The 22,329-nt window shown below is 74.3% G+C and carries 22 protein-coding genes and 1 pseudogene; 6 read left to right on the forward strand and 17 right to left on the reverse strand.

Annotation, left to right across the window (positions count from 1 at the left end):
• Nucleotides 1–13: 13 nt before the first annotated feature.
• Nucleotides 14–1,888, reverse strand: coding sequence for an ABC transporter ATP-binding protein (locus AB0K25_RS04740; RefSeq protein ID WP_363818457.1), 1,875 nt, complete (start codon nucleotides 1,886–1,888; stop codon nucleotides 14–16).
• 217 nt (nucleotides 1,889–2,105) lie between these two features.
• On the opposite strand from AB0K25_RS04740, the gene AB0K25_RS04745 reads away from it, so the two are divergent.
• The 3 genes from AB0K25_RS04745 (at nucleotide 2,106) to AB0K25_RS04755 (ending at nucleotide 5,897) form a co-directional block, all read left to right on the forward strand.
• The gene (locus AB0K25_RS04745; RefSeq protein ID WP_219463884.1) at nucleotides 2,106–2,735 is read left to right on the forward strand and encodes a TIGR03085 family metal-binding protein; all 630 of its coding nucleotides are present in this window, start codon (nucleotides 2,106–2,108) and stop codon (nucleotides 2,733–2,735) included.
• A gap of 213 nt (nucleotides 2,736–2,948) precedes the next feature.
• Nucleotides 2,949–3,896 (forward strand): terpene synthase, encoded by a 948-nt coding sequence (locus AB0K25_RS04750; RefSeq protein ID WP_219463886.1) that lies wholly within the window; start codon nucleotides 2,949–2,951, stop codon nucleotides 3,894–3,896.
• Between the two features lie 174 nt (nucleotides 3,897–4,070).
• Nucleotides 4,071–5,897 (forward strand): long-chain fatty acid--CoA ligase, encoded by a 1,827-nt coding sequence (locus AB0K25_RS04755; protein WP_208569704.1) that lies wholly within the window; start codon nucleotides 4,071–4,073, stop codon nucleotides 5,895–5,897.
• 58 nt (nucleotides 5,898–5,955) lie between these two features.
• Here AB0K25_RS04755 and AB0K25_RS04760 read toward each other — a convergent pair whose 3' ends face one another.
• Both AB0K25_RS04760 and AB0K25_RS04765 read right to left on the reverse strand, forming a co-directional pair.
• A complete protein-coding gene (locus tag AB0K25_RS04760; RefSeq protein ID WP_219463887.1) occupies nucleotides 5,956–7,260 on the reverse strand; it encodes a low temperature requirement protein A in 1,305 nt (434 codons plus the stop codon).
• 81 nt (nucleotides 7,261–7,341) lie between these two features.
• Nucleotides 7,342–8,799 carry a PLP-dependent aminotransferase family protein gene (locus AB0K25_RS04765; protein ID WP_363818460.1) on the reverse strand — a complete coding sequence of 486 codons (1,458 nt, stop codon included), beginning with the start codon at nucleotides 8,797–8,799 and terminating at the stop codon, nucleotides 7,342–7,344.
• A gap of 58 nt (nucleotides 8,800–8,857) precedes the next feature.
• Here AB0K25_RS04765 and AB0K25_RS04770 point away from each other — a divergent pair.
• Together AB0K25_RS04770 and AB0K25_RS04775 are read left to right on the forward strand one after the other, a co-directional pair.
• Nucleotides 8,858–9,463 (forward strand): annotated as a pseudogene (locus AB0K25_RS04770) (hypothetical protein); the annotation flags it as partial.
• A gap of 435 nt (nucleotides 9,464–9,898) precedes the next feature.
• Nucleotides 9,899–10,357: a hypothetical protein gene (locus AB0K25_RS04775; RefSeq protein ID WP_208569707.1), complete on the forward strand. Its 459-nt coding sequence runs from the start codon at nucleotides 9,899–9,901 to the stop codon at nucleotides 10,355–10,357.
• Nucleotides 10,358–10,510: 153 nt separating this feature from the next.
• Here AB0K25_RS04775 and hisF read toward each other — a convergent pair whose 3' ends face one another.
• From hisF to hisD, 12 genes are all read right to left on the reverse strand, one after another.
• On the reverse strand, nucleotides 10,511–11,278 hold the full coding sequence (gene hisF / locus AB0K25_RS04780; RefSeq protein WP_208569708.1) for an imidazole glycerol phosphate synthase subunit HisF: 768 nt from the start codon (nucleotides 11,276–11,278) through the stop codon (nucleotides 10,511–10,513).
• Between the two features lie 202 nt (nucleotides 11,279–11,480).
• Nucleotides 11,481–12,479, reverse strand: coding sequence for an NADP-dependent oxidoreductase (locus tag AB0K25_RS04785; RefSeq protein ID WP_219463891.1), 999 nt, complete (start codon nucleotides 12,477–12,479; stop codon nucleotides 11,481–11,483).
• 45 nt (nucleotides 12,480–12,524) lie between these two features.
• Nucleotides 12,525–12,956, reverse strand: coding sequence for an organic hydroperoxide resistance protein (locus tag AB0K25_RS04790; RefSeq protein ID WP_244253193.1), 432 nt, complete (start codon nucleotides 12,954–12,956; stop codon nucleotides 12,525–12,527).
• Between the two features lie 5 nt (nucleotides 12,957–12,961).
• The gene (locus AB0K25_RS04795) at nucleotides 12,962–13,405 is read right to left on the reverse strand and encodes a MarR family transcriptional regulator (RefSeq protein ID WP_363818464.1); all 444 of its coding nucleotides are present in this window, start codon (nucleotides 13,403–13,405) and stop codon (nucleotides 12,962–12,964) included.
• A gap of 162 nt (nucleotides 13,406–13,567) precedes the next feature.
• Entirely contained in the window at nucleotides 13,568–13,984 is a 417-nt protein-coding gene (locus AB0K25_RS04800) for a Rid family hydrolase (RefSeq protein ID WP_208569712.1), read from the reverse strand.
• Nucleotides 13,981–14,709 (reverse strand): bifunctional 1-(5-phosphoribosyl)-5-((5-phosphoribosylamino)methylideneamino)imidazole-4-carboxamide isomerase/phosphoribosylanthranilate isomerase PriA, encoded by a 729-nt coding sequence (priA, locus tag AB0K25_RS04805; protein ID WP_219463896.1) that lies wholly within the window; start codon nucleotides 14,707–14,709, stop codon nucleotides 13,981–13,983. Before priA ends, AB0K25_RS04800 begins: the two co-directional genes overlap by 4 nt.
• A gap of 16 nt (nucleotides 14,710–14,725) precedes the next feature.
• Nucleotides 14,726–15,049 (reverse strand): hypothetical protein, encoded by a 324-nt coding sequence (locus tag AB0K25_RS04810; RefSeq protein WP_091237477.1) that lies wholly within the window; start codon nucleotides 15,047–15,049, stop codon nucleotides 14,726–14,728.
• Between the two features lie 30 nt (nucleotides 15,050–15,079).
• A complete protein-coding gene (gene hisH, locus AB0K25_RS04815; RefSeq protein ID WP_219463899.1) occupies nucleotides 15,080–15,721 on the reverse strand; it encodes an imidazole glycerol phosphate synthase subunit HisH in 642 nt (213 codons plus the stop codon).
• On the reverse strand, nucleotides 15,721–15,891 hold the full coding sequence (locus tag AB0K25_RS04820) for a hypothetical protein (RefSeq protein ID WP_168222542.1): 171 nt from the start codon (nucleotides 15,889–15,891) through the stop codon (nucleotides 15,721–15,723). Before AB0K25_RS04820 ends, hisH begins: the two co-directional genes overlap by 1 nt.
• Nucleotides 15,892–15,961: 70 nt before the next feature.
• On the reverse strand, nucleotides 15,962–16,573 hold the full coding sequence (gene hisB, locus AB0K25_RS04825; RefSeq protein WP_219463902.1) for an imidazoleglycerol-phosphate dehydratase HisB: 612 nt from the start codon (nucleotides 16,571–16,573) through the stop codon (nucleotides 15,962–15,964).
• A complete protein-coding gene (locus AB0K25_RS04830; RefSeq protein ID WP_219463904.1) occupies nucleotides 16,570–17,643 on the reverse strand; it encodes a histidinol-phosphate transaminase in 1,074 nt (357 codons plus the stop codon). Before AB0K25_RS04830 ends, hisB begins: the two co-directional genes overlap by 4 nt.
• Complete coding sequence (gene hisD, locus AB0K25_RS04835; protein WP_208569717.1) at nucleotides 17,640–18,962, reverse strand: histidinol dehydrogenase; 1,323 nt, start codon at nucleotides 18,960–18,962, stop codon at nucleotides 17,640–17,642. The genes AB0K25_RS04830 and hisD overlap by 4 nt, the downstream gene beginning before the upstream one ends.
• Nucleotides 18,963–19,068: 106 nt before the next feature.
• Between hisD and AB0K25_RS04840 the strand changes: the two genes are divergently transcribed.
• Nucleotides 19,069–19,767: an LON peptidase substrate-binding domain-containing protein gene (locus AB0K25_RS04840; protein WP_219463906.1), complete on the forward strand. Its 699-nt coding sequence runs from the start codon at nucleotides 19,069–19,071 to the stop codon at nucleotides 19,765–19,767.
• On the opposite strand, the gene AB0K25_RS04845 is transcribed toward AB0K25_RS04840, so the two are convergent.
• Together AB0K25_RS04845 and AB0K25_RS04850 are read right to left on the reverse strand one after the other, a co-directional pair.
• The gene (locus AB0K25_RS04845) at nucleotides 19,682–20,623 is read right to left on the reverse strand and encodes a DUF2567 domain-containing protein (protein WP_363818469.1); all 942 of its coding nucleotides are present in this window, start codon (nucleotides 20,621–20,623) and stop codon (nucleotides 19,682–19,684) included. The two genes, AB0K25_RS04840 and AB0K25_RS04845, sit on opposite strands and share 86 nt — an antisense overlap.
• 56 nt (nucleotides 20,624–20,679) lie before the next feature.
• Nucleotides 20,680–22,290 carry an AAA family ATPase gene (locus tag AB0K25_RS04850; protein WP_219463909.1) on the reverse strand — a complete coding sequence of 537 codons (1,611 nt, stop codon included), beginning with the start codon at nucleotides 22,288–22,290 and terminating at the stop codon, nucleotides 20,680–20,682.
• Nucleotides 22,291–22,329 lie beyond the last annotated feature (39 nt).

Raw genomic sequence — 22,329 nt, forward strand, 5'->3', positions numbered from 1 at the left:
CCACTCCTCGCGCTCACCGGTCCACCTCGATTTCCAGGCCCGACGGCAGCGGGGCGACCTCGTCGTACGTCCGGTTCTGTTCGCGTTCCAGCTCGGCCTGCTCGTAGGCGGTGACCAGGTCGACGTAGCCGGGCACGCTGGCCAGCAGCTCGGTGTGGGTGCCCCGGGCCAGCACCCGGCCCTGCTCCAGGTAGATCACCTCGTCGGCGAGCGCGATGGTCGCCCGCCGGTAGGCCACCACCAGGATCGACGCGGCTGCCGGCTGGCCGGGTGCCGGGGCGCGCAGCCCGGCCAGGATGGCCGCCTCGACCCGCGGGTCGACCGCACTGGTGGCGTCGTCGAGCACCAGCAGCCGGGGCCGGCCGGCCAGCGCGCGGGCCAGGGTGAGACGTTGTCGTTGGCCGCCGGAGAGCGAGGTGCCCCGCTCCCCGACCATGGTGTCCAGCCCGTCGGGGAGGGCGGCGACGAAACCGTCGGCCTCGGCCAGCCGCAGCGCCGCCCAGACGTCCTCGTCGTCGATGCCCGGCCGGTCCAGGCTGATGTTGGCCCGGACGGTGTCGTCGAAGACGAACGGCACCTGGGCGACCAGGGCGACGGTCGAGGCGAGTGACGCGGCGGTGAGCCGGCGCACGTCCACCCCGTCGAGGGTGACCGTGCCGGCATCCGGGTCGACCAGTCGGACCGCCAGCGAGGCGATGGTGGACTTGCCGGCGCCGGTCGGCCCGACCAGCGCCACCGTCCGCCCGGCGGGCACGGTGAAGGCGACCTCGCCGAGCACAGACGTCCCGGGCAGGTGCGCCTCGGCGGGCTCGTAGCCGAAGTGGACGCCGTCGAAGGCGAGGGTGGCGGGCGTGGCGTCGTCGGCGAGGGTGACGTCCCCGTAGGGCATCTCGCCGGTGGCGTCGAGTACCCGGCTGACCCGGTCCCACCCGGCCACGCTGCGGGGCAGCTCGGCCAGCACCCAGCCGATGGCCCGCACCGGGAAGGCCAGCACGGTGAAGAGGAAGGCGACGCTGACCAGTTCGGTGACGGTGATCGCACCCTGCCGCAGCCGGATCGTGCCGACCACGAGCACGGCCAGGGTGCCGAGGCTGGGCAGCGTCTCCAGCAGCGGATCGAAGACCCCCCGCAGCCGGCCGACGGAGATCAGCGAGTCGCGTAGCTCGTGGGCCCGGCCGGCGAACCGGGCGGTCTCCTGGGCCTCCCGGCCCATGGTCTTGACCACCAGCGCGCCGTCGAAGCTCTCGTGGGCGATCCCGCTGACCTCGGCCCGCAGCCGTTGCGCCCGGGCCTGGCGGGGGGCCATCCGGCGGGAGTAGACCACGTTGAGCGCGAACAGGGCGGGGAACACGGCCAGCCCGACCAGGGCGAGCGCCCAGTCGGTGACGAAGAGTGAGCCGACCGCGCCGACCAGCATCACCAGCGTGCCCACCGCGAACGGCAGCGGCGCGATCGGATACCAGGCGGCCTCGACGTCGGAGTTGGCGTTGGACAGCAACGTGCCGGTGGAGTTGCGGTGGTGCCAGGACAGCGGCAGCTCCAGGTAACGGCGCGTCACCCGGCGGCGGTAGGCGGCCTGGAGGCGGAACTGCATGTAACCGGCGCCGAGCCGACGGCCGAAGATGCCCACCACCCGCAGCACGCTGATCCCGAACAACGCCACGGCGGCCAGGGCCAGCGTGCTCGTGCCGACCTCGCCGGACTCGATCGCCGGCACCACCACGTCGCCGACGACCGCGCCGACCACGTACGCGCTGACGATCACCAGCCCGCCGAAGAGCACGCTACCGGCGACCGCCACCGCGAAGATCCGCGGTTGTTCCCGGATCGCCCGGCCGAGGACCCACAACCCCCGGTGGATCACGTCCCGACTCGTCCCGCTCGCCACGCTCTCCCCCGCCGTAAGCCGCAATTATCTCCCTTATCCTTACCGCTCGCCGCCACCTACGCCGCCCGGCGCGGTATGTCCACCATCACGTCGAAGACCGCGCCACCACACCGCACCCGGGCCGCCGGCCCGCCGGACGGCGCTGCCGGACCGCGCGGGGCAGGTGGGAAGGGTCGCTCGCCGCGCCGACTGCGGCCGACCGTCCTACGATCGCTGCATGCCGCGGTACGCCCGAGCGGAGCGCGAGGCGCTCGCCGACCTGATGCTGGAAGTGGGCCCGGACGCCCCGACGATCAACGAGGGGTGGACCGCCCGGGACCTCGCCGCCCACCTGGTGGTGCGGGAGCGCCGCCCCGACGCCGCCGGTGGCATCCTGCTGCCACCTCTGCACGGGTACGCCGAGCGGGTGCGGCTGCGCACGGCCGCCCGGCCCTGGCCGGGGCTGGTCGACCAGGTGCGCCGGCCGCCGGTGTGGAGCCCGGTCAGCAACCCGCTCACCGACGAGTTGGCCAACACGATGGAGTTCTTCATCCACCACGAGGACGTCCGGCGGGCCCGGTCGGGGTGGCACCCCCGGGACCTCCCGGCGGGGCTGGCCGCCCGGTTGTGGAAGCCGGTCGCCCTGCTCGCCCGGACCCGGGCCCGCCGGTTCCCGGCCAGTCTGCTGGTGCAGGCGCCGGGGCACGGCGAGGTGGCCACCGGCCGGGGTGGTGACCGGGTACGCCTGGTCGGCTCCCCCGGTGAGCTGGTGCTGTTCCTCTCCGGCCGGCAACGGGTGGCCCGGGTCCAGCTCGACGGCCCGCCCGCGTTGACCGAACGGCTGCGTACCGCCCAGCTGGGGATGTAGGCGCCCCGGCCCGCACCCGCGTGCCGTCCGGGCACCGGACCGCACGGCCGGCGAGCACCCGCGCGCCGGCAGGTCACCCGTTGTGCCGTTCCCGTCACCTTCTGCCGTGGCGGTCGACTCGACCGCCCCGACCGCCATCGGCAATGATCTGTGTCGATTCCCCAGGCGTACTCTCCGGCAACGCCACCGGTGGGGTGGCCGACTGGGGAAACCATGCGAAGCTTCGACGTCTCGGCGCTGCTCGAACCACCCTTCGTCAGCCGACGGCACGCCGCCACCGACGCGGTGGCGGCGGCGAGCCTGGAGTGGGCCCACCGGCAGGGCCTGGTCGGGGCGGGTCGTTCGGCGGGCCGGCTGCACCGGGCCGGGGCCGCCGAGCTGGCCGGCCGCGCCTGCCCGCAGGCGTCGGTGGCGCACCTGCGGCTGCTCACCGACCTGTTCTCCTGGCTGTTCGTGGTGGACGACGTCTGCGACGACGACGGGCTGGGCAGCACGCCGGCCACCCTCGCGCCGACCGTCGCCGCGCTGCTGGACGTCCTCGACCGGCACGGGGCCCCGACCGGCCGGGGCGCACCGGGCGGGGCGCTCGGTGCCGCCCTGGCCGACCTGTGCCGCCGGGTCGGCCACCAGCGCCGCCCCGCGCTGCTGCTGCGGCTGGTCAGCCAGTTGCGGGCGTACCTGCTCGCGCTGCTGTGGGAGGCGGCGAACCGGGAGCACCGGCGGGTGCCGGGGGTGGCGGAGTACCGCCAGATGCGCCGGCACACCGGTGGGGTACGCCCCAGCCTGGCCCTCACCGATCTGGCGTACGGTCGACTGCCCGGCGCCCGGAGGCGGGTCGACCCCGCGGTGGTCGCGCTGGACGACCTCGCCGTCGACCTGGTCTGCTGGTGCAACGACCTGTTCTCCTACCGCAAGGAGCAGGGTCCGGTGGCCGACCCGCACAACCTGGTGACCGTCCTCGCCGCGCAGACCGGGCGGGGTGAGGCGGCCGCCTTCCGCCTGGCCGCCGGGTGGTTCAACGACGGGCTGGCCGACTACCTGGTTCGCGAGGCGGCGCTGGTCGCGCACGGCGGGCCCGCGTTGACGCCCTACCTGGCGGCCCGCCGCTCGTGGCTGCGCGCCACCTACGACTGGTCGGCACGGGCGGACCGGTACGCCTGACCCGGCCGCCGCACCTGCGGGGCCCGGGGAGCGGTCACCGGCCACCTCTGCGGGGATTCAGCCGCCTCACAGGTACGGGGGCTAGCCGATGCCCCGGCGCAGGCAATACCCTTCGGTAACCGCAGCGCGACGTGACCCCCGTCACGTCACCCACCCCTGAAGGCGGCTTCCACGATGGCTCTCGATATCCCGTACCGCTCCATTCCCGACATGTTCCGTAAGCGGGTGGCCGCGACCCCCGACCAGCACGCCTTCGCCCATCCGGCACCCGACGACTCCGGCCCGGTCTGGTTGACCTGGGCCCAGGTAGGCCGGCGGGCCGACGCGGTCGCTGCGGGCCTGCACGGGCTCGGGGTCGGGCTGGAGGATCCGGTGGCGATCCTGGCGAACACCCGACTGGAGTGGATCATCGCCGATTTCGGCATCATGTGCGCGGGCGGGGCGACCACCACCGTCTACCCCACCACCGAGCCGCAGGACGCGGCGTACATCATCGCCGACTCCGGTTCCCGGGTGCTGTTCGCGGAGAACCCGGCCCAGGCGGCGAAGGTCGCGGGCACGCAACTGCCCGCGCTGACCCACGTGGTGCTCTTCGACGGCACCCCCGACCCGGCCGCCGCCGTGCCCCAGTTGACCCTGGCCGAGCTGGAGGAGCAGGGCGCGCAGGCGCTCGCCGCCGACCCGGGCCTGGTCGACCGGCTGATCGCCCCGGTCGGCCCCGATCACCTGGCGACGCTGATCTACACCTCGGGCACCACCGGCCGGCCCAAGGGCGTCGAGCTGCTGCACGGCGGCTGGTGCTGGGAGGGGGTGGTGCAGGCCGAGACGGGTCTGCTGCGCGACGACGACGTGCAGTACCTCTGGCTGCCGCTGTCGCACTCGTTCGGCAAGACGCTGCTCTGCGGCTCGACACACGTCGGACTGCCGACCTACGTCGACGGGCGGGTGGACAAGCTGGTCGAGTTGCTGTCGGTGATCCGGCCGACGCTGATGTGCGGGGCGCCCCGGGTCTACGAGAAGGTCTACAACAAGGCGGTCACCACCGCGCAGGACGCCGGCGGCGCGAAGGCGAAGATCTTCGCCTGGGCCGTCGCGGTCGGCAAGGAGAAGATCGCCCTGGAGCAGGCCGGCCGGCCGGTGCCGGGTGGCCTGAAGCTCAGGTACGCGGTGGCCGAGAAGCTGGTGTTCAGTAAGCTCCAGGCCCGGCTCGGCGGCCGGATCCGGGTGCTCGTCTCCGGGGCGGCCCCGCTGAGCGCGGAGATCGCCACCTTCTTCGCCGCGGCGAACCTGCCCATCTCCGAGGGGTACGGCCTGACCGAGACCAGCGCCGGCAACTTCGTCAACCCGCCCGACGGGTTGCGGATCGGCACGGTCGGCCGGGCGATGGGCGACCTGGAGTGCCGGATCGACACCGACGGGGAGATCCTGGTCCGGGGCCGGCCGGTGATGCGCGGCTACCACAACCTGCCCGAGGAGACGGCCGCCGCGTTCACCGAGGACGGCTTCTTCCGTACCGGGGACATCGGCAGCCTCGACGACGACGGTTACCTGCGCATCACCGACCGCAAGAAGGACCTGGTCAAGACCTCCGGCGGCAAGTACGTCGCGCCGTCGCACATCGAGGGGATGTTCAAGGCGATCTGCCCCTACACCTCGCAGGCGATCGTGATCGGTCAGGCCCGCAACTACTGCACCATGCTGGTCAGCCTGGACCCGGATGCGATCCGGGGTTGGGCGGCGGGCGGCCCGCTCGACGGGCGCGACTACGCCGAGATCGTCGCCTCGCCCGAGGCCCGGGCGATGGTCGAGGAGCACGTCGCCCAGCTCAACACCAAGCTCAACCGCTGGGAGACGATCAAGAAGGTGACCGTCCTGCCCCGCGACCTGACCATCGAGGACGGCGAGATGACCCCGTCGTTGAAGATCAAACGACGCGGGGTGGAGAGCAACTTCGCCGCCGAGATCGACCGGATGTACGCGGGCAGCCTGGCCGAGATCTGAGCGGTCCGGGCCGGTCGACGTCCGTGTCCCCCCGTCCCGGGACACGGCCGTCGACCGGTCACAGGTGCTCGCGACGCCACCGGCTCTGCTCGGCCTCGGCGGCTTCCTGTTCCGCCAGGGCCAGCTGGCGTACCCGGTGCCGACGCCGGCCCTGCCCCCGGGTCTCCACCACCACCAGGGCGACGCAGACCAGCGCCAGCAGGGCCAACGCGCCCACCTCGGACACCCGGGCCCCCACCGGGGCGAGCGCGGCCAGCGCCAGCACCGCCAGCACCGGCGGCCAGCGCAGCACCCGCAGCGCCCGCAGCCCGCAGGCGACGAGGCTGAGCAGGTAGAGACTCACCCCGCCGTAGAGCACCAGCACCCAGTAACCACCCAGCGGCACCCCCCAGTCCGGGTTGTCCGGGTCGGCCACCTCGGTCAGCAGGTCCTTGAGCCCGAGGGCGAAGAAGATGACCCCGGCGACGATCGGCAGGTGCAGGTAGGTGTAGGCGTCCCGGGCCAACCGGGCCCGGTGTGCCGGGTCCCGGCTGCGGTGCAGGGCCTGTTCCAGGGCGAGCGCCAGGGTGTCGAAGTAGGCCCACCAGAGCACCGACGCCACGGCGATGCCGAGCACCGCGGCGATCACCACCGGCCAGGTCAGCGGCAGGCCGGTGACGAACTTCGGGCCGACCCCCAGCGCGATGATCGACTCGCCGAGCGCGATCAGCACCATCAGGGCGTGCCGTTCCGCCCAGTGCCCGGCGGAGACCACCACCCAGTACGTCCCGCCCAGCCGCACCCCGGCCGCGTACTCCAGCAGCAGCGCGGCCGTCCACAGGGTGAGTTGCAGGGCGGTGGCGGCCCCGTCCCCGGAGATCCGGCGCGGCAGCAGCGCGGAGGCGACCAGCAGGGCGGCGGCGACCACCGGCAGCACCGCGAGCCGCCGCCACTGCCGCCACCGGGCCGCCTCGCCCCGGGCGAGCAGCCCGAAGACGGCCAACTGGCAGGCCCGGACCAGGAGGTAGCAGCCGACGAAGACCAACGGGCCGTTCAGCCCACCGGGCCGGTCGTTGAACGCCCCCGGCATGCTCAACGCCAGCAGGAAGGTGGCGGCGATGGTGACGAAGCCGACCACCGGCAACAGCCCCTGGTCGGCGCGGACCACGTTGCCGACGCCCGCGAACCCGGTCCAGCACCACCAGAGCAGCCCCAGCACCAGCAGGCAGCGCAGCAGGTTGGTGCCGGTGGGCTGCTGGGAGGTCAGCGCGGTGACGTTGAAGAAGGCGAAGACGAAGACCAGGTCGTAGAAGAGTTCCAGCCGGGTGGTCCGGGAGCCGGGCGCACCGAGCCGGACCCCGCGCGACCACTGCGGGCTGCCCACTCCGGCAGTCTCCCAGCCGACGCCCGCCGATCAGGCCGGTTCGTCCCGACCGGGACCGCCGTCAGTCCCCGGGGCGGGCCGTCAGGCGATCACTGCCGGTTCCCGCCAGCGCGCCCGGCCGGCACCCCGGTCGAGGTCGTAGCGGATCGCGGCCAGCCGCCCGACCGCCTCCACCAGGTCGGCGGCGGGCAGGGTGAAGGGCAGTCGCAGGAAGCGCTCCAGGGTGCCGTCGAGGCCGAACCGGGGACCGGGGGCCAGCCGTACGCCGACCTCCTCGGCTGCCCGGGCCAGGGCGCTGGAGATCGGGCCGTCCAGCTCCACCCAGAGCGTGACGCCCCCACGGGGCACCCCGACCCGCCAGTCCGGAAGCCGCTCGGCGAGCACGTCGAGCAGGGCGTCCCGCTGGGTGACGAGCTGCGCACGGCGGGCCGCGACGATCGCCGGTGCCTGGGCGAGCAGGTGCACCGCCACCAACTGGTCGAGCACCGGGCTGGCCATGTCCACCCCGACCCGGGCGGCGGCCAGCCGCTGCACCTGCGGCGCGGAGGCGCGTACCCAGCCGATCCGCAGACCGCCCCAGTAGGGCTTGCTCATCCCCCCGATGGAGATCACCCGGGAGTGCCGGTCGAAGACGGCGACCGGCGGGGGCAGCGGGGTGCCGTCCAACGGCAGGTCCACGAACGACTCGTCGACGACCAGGTCGGTGCCGGCGGCGTGGGCGGTGGCGACCAGCCGCTCCCGCAGCTCGGCGGGCATCAGGTGGCCGGTGGGGTTCTGGAACTCGGGGATCAGGTAGGCCAGTTTGGGCCGGGTCTGCCGCACGCTGCCCAGCAGCAGGTCGGCGTCCCAGCCGGCATCGACGGCGAGCCCGTGGGTGCTGATCCGGGCCCGCCGGGCCGCCAACGCGGCGAGCGCGTTCGGGTAGGTGGGCGATTCGACCAGCACGTTCCCGCCGGGCGCGAGGGCCAGCCGCAGCACCAGATCCAGCGCGTGCTGGGTGCCGCTGGTCACCATGATCTGCTCGGCGCTGGTCGGCAACCCCCGCTCGGTGTACGCCCGGGCGACCGCCTCGCGCAGCTCGATGATGCCGGTCGGGTGGTAGCCCGCGCCGGACAGGTAACGCGGCAGGTCCTCCACGGCGGCTCGGGCGGCCGGCACCAGCTCGGATGGGGCGGCCAACGCGGCCACCCCGAGATCGATCATGTCGCGGTCGTCCAGCGGGGTCCACAGGCCGGTGCTGGCGACCCGGTGGGTGCCGGGCAGCATGGTCCAGCTCCCCGCGCCGCGCCGGCTGGCCAGGTGGCCGCTATCCCGCAACTGCCGGTACGCGGCGGTGACCGTGGTACGGCTGATCCGCAGCGCCTCGGCCAGCTCCCGCTCGGCCGGCAGGCGTACCCCCAGGGGGAGCCGGCCGTCGGCGAGCAGGCCCCGGACGGCGGCGGCGAGCGCGGCGTAGTCGGGGCTGCGGCGACGGCCCGGCAGCGCGTGCCACTGTCCGAGCAACCGGGCCAATTGGACCCCTCGCACCTGGCTGGTCACGGCCACCCCTTCGGAATTGGCTCTTCTGTGGGTGATATTGGACTCTAGAGTGGCATGCATGGCTCTGATTGGCAATCTCCGGCACCGCCCCGCCCGGCGGCTCACCCAGCTCTATGCCGGGCTGGTCCTCTACGGGGTCAGCATGGCCATGATGATCCGCTCCGGGCTCGGGCTGGACCCGTGGGACGTCTTCCACCAGGGGCTGGCCCGGCAGACCGGCCTGTCGTTCGGCACCGTGACCATCGCCGTCGGCGCGGTGGTGCTGCTGCTCTGGATCCCGCTGCGGCAACGGCCGGGCCTCGGCACGATCAGCAACGTACTGGTGATCGGACTGGTGGTGGACGCCACGGTGGCCCTGCTGCCGGCCGGGTGGCCGCTGCCCGCCCGGATCGGCCTGCTGCTCGGCGGCATCGTCGCCAACGGCGCCGCCACCGGCCTCTACCTCGGCGCGCGGCTCGGCCCCGGCCCCCGCGACGGCCTGATGACCGGGTACGTCGCCCGCCGGCCGGGCCGCTCGGTCCGGCTGGTCCGCACCGTCATCGAGATCACCGTGCTGGCCCTGGGCTGGCTGCTCGGCGGCACGGTCGGCGTCGGCACCGTCGCGTACGCGCTGGGCATCGGCCCGTTGGCCCAGTTCTTCATCCCCCGCTTCGCCGTCCCCGCCGAACCGGTCCACCCGGAACCGGTCCACCCGGAACCGGTCCACCCGGAACCGGTCCACCCGGAACCGGACCCCGGGCCGCAGGTCCCCGGACCGCAGCTCTCCGGGCCGCAGGTCCCCGGACCGCAGGTCCCCAGGCCGCAGGTCTCCGGGCCGCCGCCTGCGGAGCCCGGCCGACGGGACCATCCGGAACCGACCCTCGGGCCACCCGTCGCCGGGCCACCCGTGTCGGCTTCCCCGCCGCCCCCGAGCCCAGCCACCGGGTCACCGGTGTCCGCCGTTCCGGCGTCCCCGGGGGCACCGGTTTTCCGGCCCCGGACAACGGTTCCCGGCGAAACCGCCTGCCGAGGGTCCGGGGGTGACCACGCTGAGCTGCGCTGACAGAACAGGGGGGAAGTAGGTGTTTCCTCAACGGACACCTACAGGCATCATTCGTGCATGGGGGAGAATGCGTGGCGCTGGACGGACGCCTGGATCTTCGTGTCACTGGTGATCGCCAGCGGCGCCGGACGGCACCGCCGCGCGGCTGATTCGCGCCGCCCGGAAGGGGTCCGGCTCACTGACGTGCTGTCCACCGCCGACCACCTCAACCAGGCGATACCCGAACGGCACGACGTGGAGACAGCGGTCCAGCGGCTGGTCGGCGCGGGGCTGGTCACCGTCTCCGACGGCTGGTTCCGGATCACCCCCGACGGCGAGCAGCTCTGGCGTACCCGGCCCCGGGCCGGAGTGGGCGGCACGGTCGACAGCATGCAGGGGGTGCTCACCCGGCGACACGCCCCGGGCAGCGCGCAGTGGCACCTGCCCGAGGAGGACCACGCCGCCGCCGTGCAGGAGTACGTGGTCCGGTCGATCCCGGCCCCGCGCCGCTCCCCGGAGGGCCAGACCGGCCGCTGAGCCACCCGACCCGCAGGAGCAGTGCGCCGACCGGATGCACGGGGCGACCCGGCGGCGGTGCGCTCAGCGGACAGGGTGCCCGGCGGCGGTGCGCTCAGCGCACGGGGTGCCCGGCGGCGGTGCGCTCAGCCGACACAGTGCCCGGCGCTGCGTTCAGCGGACGGGGTGCCCGGCGGTGCGCAGGGCGTCCTTGACCTCGCCGACGGTCAGCTCGCCGAAGTGGAAGACGCTGGCGGCGAGCACCGCGTCGGCCCCCGCGCCGATCGCGGGCGGGAAGTGCGCCACCCGGCCGGCGCCGCCGCTGGCGATCACCGGCACGTCGACCACCGCGCGGACCGCCTCGATCAGGGTGAGGTCGAAGCCGGCCTTGGTGCCGTCGGCATCCATCGAGTTGAGCAGGATCTCCCCCGCGCCCAGCTCGGCCCCGCGCGCCGCCCACTCGACCGCGTCGAGCCCGGTGCCGCGGCGGCCACCGTGGGTGGTCACCTCGAAACCGCTGGGGGTGGTGCCGGCTGGTGCCCGCCGGACGTCCAACGAGAGCACCAGCACCTGCCGGCCGAAGCGGTCGGCGATCTCGGCGATCAGCTCGGGTCGGGCGATGGCGGCGGTGTTCACCCCGACCTTGTCGGCCCCGGCGCGCAGCAGGGTGTCCACGTCGGCGACCTGCCGGACCCCACCGCCGACGGTGAGCGGGATGAAGACCGACTCGGCGGTCCGGCGCACCACGTCGAGCATGGTGCCCCGGTCGCTCGAGGACGCGGTGACGTCCAGGAAGGTCAACTCGTCCGCACCGGCCCGGTCGTACGCCGCCGCCAGCTCCACCGGGTCACCGGCGTCGCGCAGGTCGAGGAAGTTGACCCCCTTGACCACCCGACCGGCGTCCACGTCCAGACACGGAATCACCCGTACCGCCACCGTCATGCGCCGAGCCTATCCAACGCCCCCGCCCCACCCCTCTGCCCCGCCCACCCAACCCCACCTCCCCACCAACCCCGCCACCTCCCCGGTGATCAAGAGGTTTACGTCAGTTCGATCTCCAAAGGTGACGCAAACCTCTTGATCACCGATGCCGGGGCGGGGGCGGGGGCGGGGAGGAGGGGGCGGAGAGGAGGGGGAGGGAGGGTTAGAGGCGGACGAGCATTTTGCCGAGGTTTTCGCCGCGGAGGAGGCCGAGGAACGCTTCGGGGGCGTTGTCGAGGCCGTCGACGATCGTCTCGTCGTAGGAGAGGCGGCCCTCGCGCAGCCAGCCGGCGACCTCGGTGACGAACTGCTCGCGCAGGTCGCCGTGGTCGCCGACCAGGAAGCCGCGCAGGGTGAGCCGCTTGCCGATGACCAGCGCCAGGTTGCGGGGCGCGGCCGGTGGCTCGGCCGAGTTGTACTGCGCGATCATGCCGCAGATCGCGGCCCGACCGTGCAGGTTCATCGCCCCGATGGCGGCCTCCAGGTGCTCGCCGCCGACGTTGTCGAAGTAGACGTCGACCCCGTCCGGAGCGGCGGCCTTCAGCGCGTCGCGGACCGGACCGTCGTGGTAGTCGAACGCGGCGTCGAAGCCGAGCTCCGTCAACCGGGCCACCTTGGCCGGCGAGCCGGCGCTGCCGACCACCCGGCCGGCGCCCCGCAGCTTGGCGATCTGGCCGACCATGCTGCCCACCGCGCCGGCCGCGCCGGAGACGAACACGGTCTCCCCGGGCCGCATCGCCGCCACGTCGAGCAGCCCGGCGTACGCGGTCAGCCCGGTCATCCCGAGCACGCTCAGGTAGGCGCTGACCGGGCCGACGTCCGGATCGACCCGGCGGGCGGACCGGCCGTCGAGCACGGCGTACTCCCGCCAGCCCAGCCCGTGCAGCACGGTGTCGCCGACGCTGATCCCGTCGGCCCCGCCGGCCACCACCTCGCCGACCGCCCCACCGTCGAGGGGCGCGTCCAGGGCGTACGGCGGCACGTAGGACTTGACGTCGTTCATCCGGCCACGCATGTACGGGTCGACCGACATGAACTGGTTGCGGACCACGATCTGCCCCGGGCCCGGGGTGGGCACCTCGGTCTCGACGAGGCGGAAGTTGTCGGCCGTCGGCCACCCCTGGGGGCGGGAGGCCAGGTGGATCTCACGGTTGCTGGTCATCCGGTTCGTCCTCTCGTACGCGATGGTGGTGGTCTGCTGCGGCGCTCAGGCCGCAGCGGCCTCGCGCACGGTGAGCGCCACCTCGATGTTGCCCCGGGTGGCGTTCGAGTAGGGGCAGACCTGGTGGGCGGCCTCGACCAGCTGCTGGGCGGCGGCGCGCTCGACGGCCGGCAGGTCCACCACCAGGGTGACGGCAAGACCGAAGCCGCCGCTGCCGTTCGCTCCGATGCCGACCTCGGCCTCGACGACCGAGCCGGTCACGTCGGCCTTGGCCCGGCGGGCCACCACGCGCAGCGCGGAGTGGAAGCAGGCCGCGTAGCCGGCGGCGAAGAGCTGCTCAGGGTTGGCCGCGCCACCTGCGCCGCCCATCTCCTTCGGAATCGCCAGGTCCAGGTCGAGGGTGGAGTCGGAGGTCCGGACGTGGCCGTCCCGGCCGTCGCCGGTGGCGGTCGCGGACGCGGTGTAGAGAACCTGCATGGGAATCACTGCTCCTTCTGTCGGTGGATCGTCTCGGTGACCCGGGTGAGGGTGTCGCGCAACGCGACCAGCTCGGCCTCGTCGAGCCCGGTGGAACAGGCCACCCGCAACGGCACGTCGGTCATCCGTTGGCGCAGGGCCATGCCGTCGGCGGTCAGCCCCACCTCAACCCGTCGCTCGTCGAGCGCGGAGCGGGTGCGGACCACCAGGCCCGCCGCCGCCAGCCGTTTGAGCAGCGGGGAGAGGGTGCCGGAGTCGAGCCGCAGCGCGGTCCCCAGCTCGGAGACCGTGGGCGGGTCGTCGCGCTCCCACAGCACCAGCAGCACCAGGTACTGCGGGTAGGTGAGCCCGAACTCGTCGAGGATGGGGCGGTAGACGTCGGTGAGCGCGCGGGAGGCCGCATAGAGCGCGAAGCAGACCTGATCACGCAACACCAGATGGTCACTCACCGGGAAAACGTAGCTCGCAATTCAATTGCGCACAACTTATCTGGCCGGAAGTGACCCGGGTCTCCCCCCGGCGGCGGGCCGGCACGGGGAGCGCCACGGGCCGGGACGGGTCAGCGCCACGGCCCGGGACGGCGGGTCAGGGCGACAGGCCGGGACGGCGGGTCAGGACGGCGGCAGGTAGGCCTCCAGCTCGACCTCCACCAGATGGTCCGGATCGACCAGCCCGGCGACGACGACAAGCGTCGCAGCCGGCCGGACCGGGCCGAAAACGGCATTGTGGGCCCGGCCGACCTCGTCGAGGAAGAGCCGGTCGGTCACGTACAGCCGGGTCCGCACCACGTCGGCGGCACCCGCACCCACCTCGGCCAGGGCGGCCAGGGCGATCCGCAGCGCCTGGGCGGTCTGCGCGGCGGCGTCGCCGACGTGCGTCACCACCCCGTCGACGGTCGACGTGCAGCCGGCCGTCCAAGCCGACCGACCGGCCCGGACCACCCGGGAGTAGCCGTACACCGTCTCCCACGGGCCGCCCGAGCCGAGCCGGGTGACGGTCGCGTCGTCCGGCCCGGCCACGTCGGTCACCCGGCCACCCGCAACGTGGCAAGCGCCTCGGCCACCGTGAACGCACCGGCGTAGAGCGCCTTGCCGGCGATCACGCCCTCCACACCCGCCGGCTCCAGGGTCGCCAGGGCACGCAGGTCGTCCAGGGTCGACACGCCGCCCGAGGCGATCACCGGGGCGTCGGTACGGGCGCAGACCTCACGCAGCAGGTCCAGGTTCGGCCCGCGCATCGTGCCGTCCTTGGTGATGTCGGTCACCACGTACCGGGACGCACCGGCCGCGTCCAGCCGGGCCAGCACCTCCCACAGGTCACCGCCGTCGCGGGTCCAGCCCCGCGCCGAGAGGGTACGACCCCGCACGTCCAGACCGATCGCCACCCGGTCGCCGTACTCGGCGCAGATCCGGTCACACCACTGCGGGTCCTCCAGCGCGGCGGTGCCGATGTTCACCCGGGCCGCCCCGGTGCCGAGCGCCGCGCGCAGCGACGCGTCGTCGCGGATGCCCCCGGACAACTCCACCCGCACGTCCAGCTTGCCGACCACCTCGGCCAGCAGGGCGGCGTTGGAGCCCCGGCCGAAGGCCGCGTCCAGATCGACCAGGTGGATCCACTCCGCCCCGTCGTTCTGCCAGGCCAGCGCCGCGTCGAGCGGGTCGCCGTAGGCGGTCTCGCTGCCGGCGGCGCCCTGCACGAGCCGGACGGCTTGGCCGTCGGCGACGTCCACAGCGGGCAACAGGGTCAGGCTCACGTTTCCTACTCCTCGGTCAGATCCGACGGTCCAGGGCGATCACCACGATCGCCGGCAGGACCAGCAGCAACAGCACGACCAGCGCCACCCGCAGCGCGAGATCGTCGACGAACACCCAGATCAGCACCAGCGCCGCGCCGGTCAACCCGACGATGGCGGCCCGTTCCCCCCGGCTGCGCCGGGCCAACCGGCCCGTCCGGCCCCGCCGCCACTGCGGGGTGACCCGACGGACCAGGGCGCGGCGACGCTGCCGACGGGCCAACTTGCGCTGGCGTACGACACGGTCGCGGGCCGCCTCCGCCTCCCGGACGGCCCGCCGACGGGCCCGCTCCTTACTCACCGCACACCCGACCCGGTGCCGCCGCGCGTCTCAGTCAACCGTGGCCAGCCAGTTGCGCAGCAGCACGGCACCCGTCTCGGCCGACTTCTCCGGGTGGAACTGGGCCGCCGACAGCGGGCCCCACTCCACCGCGGCGACGAACTCCGTGCCGTGATGGGCGGTGGTGACCCGGGCGCCCGCCTCGCGCAACGACGCCTGGTCGAGCACCCCGTAGGAGTGCACGAAATAGAACCGGCTGTCGGCGGGCAACCCGGCGAAGAGCACCGACCCGTCCGGCGGGGTCACCGTGTTCCAGCCCATGTGGGGCAACCGGTCGGCGGGCAGCCGGGTCACCCCACCGGGCAGCAGCCCCAGCCCCTTGGTCACCACCCCGTGCTCGTCACCGTGCGCGAAGAGCACCTGCATGCCGACGCAGATGCCGAGCACCGGGCGGCCGGCGGTGACCCGTTCGGCGATCACCGGGCCGGCACCCGACGCCTCGATCCCGGCCATGCAGGCCGCGTACGCGCCGACACCCGGCACGACCAGGCCGTCGGCATCGGCGGCGGCGGTCAGGTCGGCGGTGACGGTCACGTCCGCCCCGGCGTGGGCCAGCGCCCGCTCGGCCGACCGCAGGTTGCCCGAGCCGTAGTCGAGCACCACGATCCGCTTGCCGGTGCCGTGCGCGCCCATCAGCCCTCCCCGGGTAGCAGCCAGAGCACCCCGCCGACGGTGGCCAGCACGGCGAGCAGCCCGGTGACCACGATCGCACCGCGTGGCGCGTCCTGCCGGTACAACGACCAGGCCCCACCGACGAGGATGCCGGCGAGGATCAGCAGCAGGGTCGGCAGCACCGGGCCCATCAGCGCCACCCCCCTGGTCGGCCGACCCGCGACGGGCAGTGCCGGGCGGAACCGGAGGCGACCGCGCCGGTCACAGCGCGCCCTTGGTGCTGGGCACCACACCGGCGTTGCGCGGGTCGAGCGCGGTGGCCTCCCGCAGCGCCCGGGAAACCGCCTTGAACTGGGCCTCCACCACGTGGTGGGCGTCCGGGTGGCCGCCCGGCCGGGCCGCCCGCAGCACGTCGACGTGCAGGGTGACCCGGGCCGACTGGCCGAAGGACTCCCAGATGTGCCGGGTCATGCTGGTCGGATAGACCGGCCCGATGTACGGCGACAGCGCCGGCTCGTCGTGCACCACGTACGGGCGGCCGGACAGGTCGACGGCGGCCCGGACGAGCACCTCGTCCATCGGGACGGTCGCCGAGCCGTACCGCCGGATGCCGGCCTTGTCGCCCAGCGCCTGGTCGAACGCGGCGCCCAGGGCCAGCGCGGTGTCCTCCATCGTGTGGTGGGCGTCGATCTCCAGGTCACCGACGGTGCGGACGGTCAGGTCGAAGCCGCCGTGCCGGGCGATCTGGTGGAGCATGTGGTCGTAGAAGCCGACCCCGGTGCTGATCTCGGCCTGGCCGGTGCCGTCGAGATCGATCTCGACGAGGACCTTGGTCTCCTTGGTGATCCGCTCCACCCGGGCGGTGCGACTCATGACAGTTTCTCCATCGCGGTGAGGAAGGCGTCGGTCTCGGCGGGGGTGCCGGCGGTGACCCGCAACCAGCCGGGCAGGCCCACGTCCCGGACGAGCACCCCGGCGTCGAGCAGGGTCCGCCACGCGGTGGCCTGGTCGCCGCCGACGGCGAAGAGCACGAAGTTGGCGTCGCTGTCGGCCACCCGGAAACCCCGGCCCCGCAGCGTGTCGACGATCCGGTCCCGTTGCACCTTGATCGCGTCGACGGTGCCGAGCAGGGCGTCACGGTGGGCCAGCGCCGCGCGGGCGGCGGCCTGGGTGAGCGACGAGAGGTGGTACGGCAGCCGGACCAGCTGCACCGCCGACACCACCGCCGGGTCGGCGACCAGGTAGCCCAACCGGCCACCGGCGAAGCCGAACGCCTTGCTCATGGTCCGGGTCACCACCAGCCTCGGGTGGCCGGGCAGCAGCGCCAGGGCGTCGCTCGTGCCCGGTCGGGCGAACTCGGCGTACGCCTCGTCGACGACCACCATGCCGGGCGCGGCGTCGAGCACGGCGGTGACCACCGCCGGGTCGAGCGCGGTGCCGGTCGGGTTGTTCGGCGAGCAGAGGAAGACCACGTCGGGGCGGTGTTCCCGGACCTCGGCGACCGCCTCGTCGGCGGTCAGCCCGAAGTCGACCCCCCGCTGGGCCGGGACCCACCGGGTGCCGGTGCCCAGGGCCAGCAACGGGTGCATCGAGTACGCCGGCACGAAGCCCAACGCGCTGCGCCCCGGCCCGCCGAACGCCTGCAGCAGCTGCTGCTGGATCTCGTTGGAGCCGTTGGCCGCCCAGACCTGCTCCGCGGTGATCCCGTGCCCGAGGTAGCCGGCCAGGTCGGCGCGCAGCGCCACCGCCTCGCGGTCCGGGTAGCGGTTGAGGTCACGCAGCTCGGCGGCGAGGGCCTTGCCGATCGCCTCCACCACCGGCTCGGGCACCGCGTAGGAGTTCTCGTTGGTGTTCAGCCGGACCGCCACGTCGAGCTGCGGCGCCCCGTACGGCGAGCGGCCCCGCAGGTCGTCGCGGATCGGCAGGTCGTCGAGGGTGGTCACGACGCCTCCCCGGCGAACCGCACCGCTACCGCCTGCCCGTGCGCCGGCAGGTCCTCCACGGTGGCCAGGGTCACCACGTGCGGTGCGACGTCACGCAGCGCCTCCCGGGTGTATTCCACCAGGTGCACCCCGCGCAGGAAGGACTGCACGGACAGCCCGGACGAGTGCCGGGCGCAGCCGCCGGTGGGCAGCACGTGGTTGGAGCCGGCGCAGTAGTCGCCGAGCGACACCGGCGCCCAGGGGCCCACGAAGATCGCCCCGGCGTTGCGTACCCGCAGCGCCCAGTCGCGGGCGTCGCGGGTCTGGATCTCCAGGTGCTCGGCGGCGTACGCGTCGACCACCCGCAACCCGTCGGCCAGGTCGTCGACCAGCACGATGCCGCTCTGCTGCCCGCCCAGCGCGGTGCCGACCCGCTCGGCGTGCTTGGTGGCCGGCACCTGCCGGGCCAGCTCCCGGTCGACCGCGTCGGCCAGCTCGACCGACGGGGTGACCAGCACGCTGGCCGCCAACGGGTCGTGCTCGGCCTGGCTGATCAGGTCGGCGGCGACGTGCGCCGGGTCGGCCGTGTCGTCGGCCAGCACGGCGATCTCGGTCGGGCCGGCCTCGGCGTCGATGCCGACCACCCCGCGCAGCAACCGCTTGGCGGCGGTGACCCAGATGTTGCCCGGCCCGGTGATCATGTCGACCGGCGCGCAGTGCAGGGTGCCCCCCGCGTCGACCGCCGACCCGTACGCCAGCATGGCGACCGCCTGGGCACCGCCGACGGCGTACACCTCGTCGACGCCGAGCAGCGCGCAGGCGGCGAGGACCCGGGCGTCCGGGAGCCCCCCGTTGTCCAGCTGCGGCGGGCTGACCACCACCAGCGAGCGGACCCCGGCCACCTGGGCCGGCACCACGTTCATCACCACGGTCGACGGGTACATCGCCAGCCCGCCGGGGACGTAGAGGCCGACCCGGTCGACCGGCACCCAGCGCTCGGTGACCGTGCCGCCCGGCACCACCTGGGTGGTGTGGTCGGTGCGCCGCTGGTCGGCGTGCACCCGACGGGCCCGGCTGATCGACTCCAGCAGCGCGGCCCGTACGTCGGGGTCGAGCGTCCCCTCCGCCTCGGTGATCGCCTCGGCCGGGACCCGCAGCACCGGCGGGCAGACACCGTCGAACCGCTCGCTGGCCTCCCGGATCGCCGGGTACCCATGGTCACGGACGGCCTCGACGAGCGGGCGGATCCGCTCGACGGCCACGGACACGTCGAGCTGGGCACGGGGCAGCAGTCGGCGCGGGTCACGGACCCCGCCGCGCAGGTCGATCCGATTCAACACGCTCCCGAGTCTAGGCGGCGGCCCGGAGGGCGACCCGCGCCGCCCGTACCGCGAGACGGTGAGCCGGGACACGCCGACGTCGCGGGATCGGGCTACGCTCGGACGCGTGACCGCACGGCTGCCGGTGTTCCCCCTCGCCACGGTGCTCTTTCCAGGTCTGGTGCTGCCGTTGCACATCTTCGAGGAGCGTTACCGCCACCTGGTGCGGGACCTGGTCGGGCAGCCCGAGGGGGCGCCCCGCGAGTTCGGTGTGCTGGCGATCCGCTCCGGCTGGGAGGTCGCCCCGGGCGCGGGTCGGGCCACCCCGGGCGGCGGCGACGTGACCCTGCACGAGGTGGGCTGCACCGCCGAGCTACGCCAGGTCAACGAGCTGGACGACGGCGGCTTCGACATCGTCACGGTGGGCCGGCGACGGTTCCGGGTCACCGGGATCGACCGGGAGTCCGCCCCCTACCTGACCGCCGACGTCGAGTGGCTGCCCGAGCCGACCGGCCCGGACGAGGCCGCCGAGGTGCTGGCGGCCCGGGTGATCGCGGTCTTCCGGCAGTACCTGGGCCTGATCCGGGCCGACCCGCAGGAGCTGTCCGAGCAGCTCCCGGAGGACCCGACGGTGCTGTCGCACCTGGTGGCGGCCACCGCCGTGCTGACCGTGGCCGACCGGCAGCGGCTGCTCGCCATCGACGACACCACCGCCCGGCTCCGCGCCGAGCTGCGGCTGCTCAATCGCGAGTCGGCCCTGCTGCGTCAGGTGCGGGCGGTTCCGGTGCCGCTGTCGGAGCTGGCGTCCCCGCCGGCCCCCAACTGACCCCGGCCACCCCGTCGTCCCCCGGCTGGTCGGGGGCGGCGAGCATCCCGGGTCCGGGCGGCGGGCCGGTGACGCCGGCGCCCGACCACCCGGTGGCACCGGGGTCGACCGGCCATCCGGGCCCGCCGGGCTCCGGCTCCGGGCGCAGCGAGGGCCAGCGGGACCAGCCGGCCAGCAGGGTGTACGTGACGGCGGCGGCGAACGCCGGCAGCAGCAGGTTGCCGTACGGCAGCGGCAGCACACCGAGGACCCGTTCGATGCCCCCGGCCCGCAGGTCGGCCGGCTTGTCGAACGGCGTACCGGCGGGGGCGGTGGCGAGCAGCCGCTGGTAGCCGTCCAGCCCGATCCGGCGGCCCAGCTGCCAGGCGACCAGGGCGGTGCCGAGCGCCCCCACGGTCAGCGCGACCAGGTTCACCGGCCCGCGTCGGCGGCGCAGCAGCGTCCACACCGCGATCGCGGCGAGCACCCCGAACCCGAGGCCGAGCAGGCTGAACCAGCCGTCGGCGGCGATCGGCTGCTCCGGTTGGGGTTGGGCGTAGACGGCACCCTCGGCGGTCTTGAGCACCGGGGTGTCCGGGGCCAGCGCCGCCCAGAGCAGCCCCAGCGGCCCCCCGAGCAGGGTCAGGCCCAGCACGAGGCTGGCCGCCACCGCGCGGGTGTGCCGGGGGCGTTGCTCCCCCGGCTGCGTCGGCCCGCCCGACGGCGGCGGCCACGGCAGATACGACCCGCCCGGGTCGTATCCGGACACGGTCGGTGGCCCGTCGGCCGGTGCCCCGGTGGGGACGGTGTGCGGGGTGGGCGCGACACCCGCCGGGGCGTCGGCGGGGCGGTACGGATCGGGGGTGTCCGGGCTCACCCGATGATCCTCTCAGGCGGGGCGGTACGGCGGGGCGGCGGAGCCCGTACCGCCCCTCAGCGGGCGAACGGCTCCACCATCACCGAGGCGGCCCGCAGCCACGCGGCCCGGGTCTCGGCCTGGAGCTGGTGGTACTCGATCGACGACCCGGTCTCCAGCACCGGGTCGTACGGCACCACCGCGACGGCCCGGGTCCGGGTGGCGAAGTGCCGCTCCAGGTCGTCCTGGAGCGTCGACCGGCCCGGGGTGGGGCAGGAGATCAGGGTGACCGCGTTGTCGGCCAGCTCACCCATGCCCTCCTCGTGCAGCAGGTCGAGCATCCAGTCGGCGCTGAACGCGGCGTCCTCCCGGGGCACGGTGGTCACCACGAGCTGGTCGGCGGCGTGCATGACGGTGCGCCAGTTGGGGCTCTCCACGTTGTTGCCGGTGTCCACGCAGACCACGTCGTGGGTGCGCCGCAGCAGTTCCAGCACCCGTTTGACGGTGAACTGGTCGAGGCGCTGGGCGAACCGGGGGCTCTCCTCCCCGGCCAGCACGTCGTACGAGCCGTCGGAGGCGTGCCGCAGGTAGTCGTCGAGGGACTCCAGCAGCTCGGCGCCGTCGCGGATCTCGATGTGCGCCAGGTCGCTGATCAGGTGCCGGATCGTGCGGGCGTGCCGGGCGCTGCCGGCGCGCAGGCCGAGGGTGCCGCGCAGCTCGTTGTCGTCCCAGGCGAGCACGCCCCGGCCCCGGACGCTGCCGACGGTGGCGGCGGCGAGCACCGTGGCGGTGGTCTTGTGCACCCCGCCCTTGGGGTTGGCGAACGCGAGCACCCGGGGGGTGCCCAGGTCACGGCGGAGGATGCCGGCGGCGCGTTCCTGCTCGTCCTGGGGGCCCTGCTGACGCCACTCGATGCGGGCCGGCTCGATCCGGGCCGGGTAGCTCCGGTCGGCGGTCACCGCCGGCGGGTAGGTCGGCGGCTCCGGCTGGTAGGTGGGCGCGGCCGGGTAGCCGGGCTCCGGGTAGGCCGGCTCCGGGTAGGCGGGTTGCGGCGGCTGGTACGTCGGCTCCGGCGGCGCGTAGCCGGGCGCGCGGTATCCGTTGTCCAACAGGGCGTACCGGGACTCGGGGGGTGGCGGTTCGGACCGGTAGCCGTTGTCCAGCAGGGCGTAGCGGGACGGGACGACAGGCGGCTCCGGCGGCCGGGCCGGCTCCGGTGGGTAGCCGGGGTCGGCCGGGTAGCCGGGAGCGGCTGCGTAGCCGGGGTCGGCCGGGTAACCGGGGGCGGAGCCGGCCGGATAACCGGGATCGGCCGGGTAGGCCGGGTCGGCGCGGTAGCCCGGGTCGGCGCGGTAGCCGGGAGCGGGCTCGACCGGATAGTCCGGCGCGGCGCGGCGCGGCGGGTCGACCCGGTAGCCGGCCCCGGCGCGGTAGCCCGGGTCCGGTTCGTAGCCGGGCTGCGCACCGTAGCCCGGGTCGGCGGGTGGTGGCACGGAAGCCGATCCCCGCCCGGACCAGCCGCCGGCGGGCCCCCGGCCGGGCAACGGGTCCCGGACCGGCTGCTCGTCGCGGCGGTCCGGCTCCGCCTGGTCGGCGGCGCGTCCGCCGAGGCGGGCACGCTCGAAGAGCGCCCGCCATCGCGGTGCCGGTTCGGCCGACCGACCCCAGCCGGTCTCGCTGCCGTCCAAGGCTCGCCCTCCCGCGCCGTCGATCTCCGCCTGACAGGC

Source organism: Micromonospora sp. NPDC049257 (assembly GCF_040678915.1).
In the GTDB taxonomy this organism is placed as follows: domain Bacteria; phylum Actinomycetota; class Actinomycetes; order Mycobacteriales; family Micromonosporaceae; genus Micromonospora; species Micromonospora antibiotica.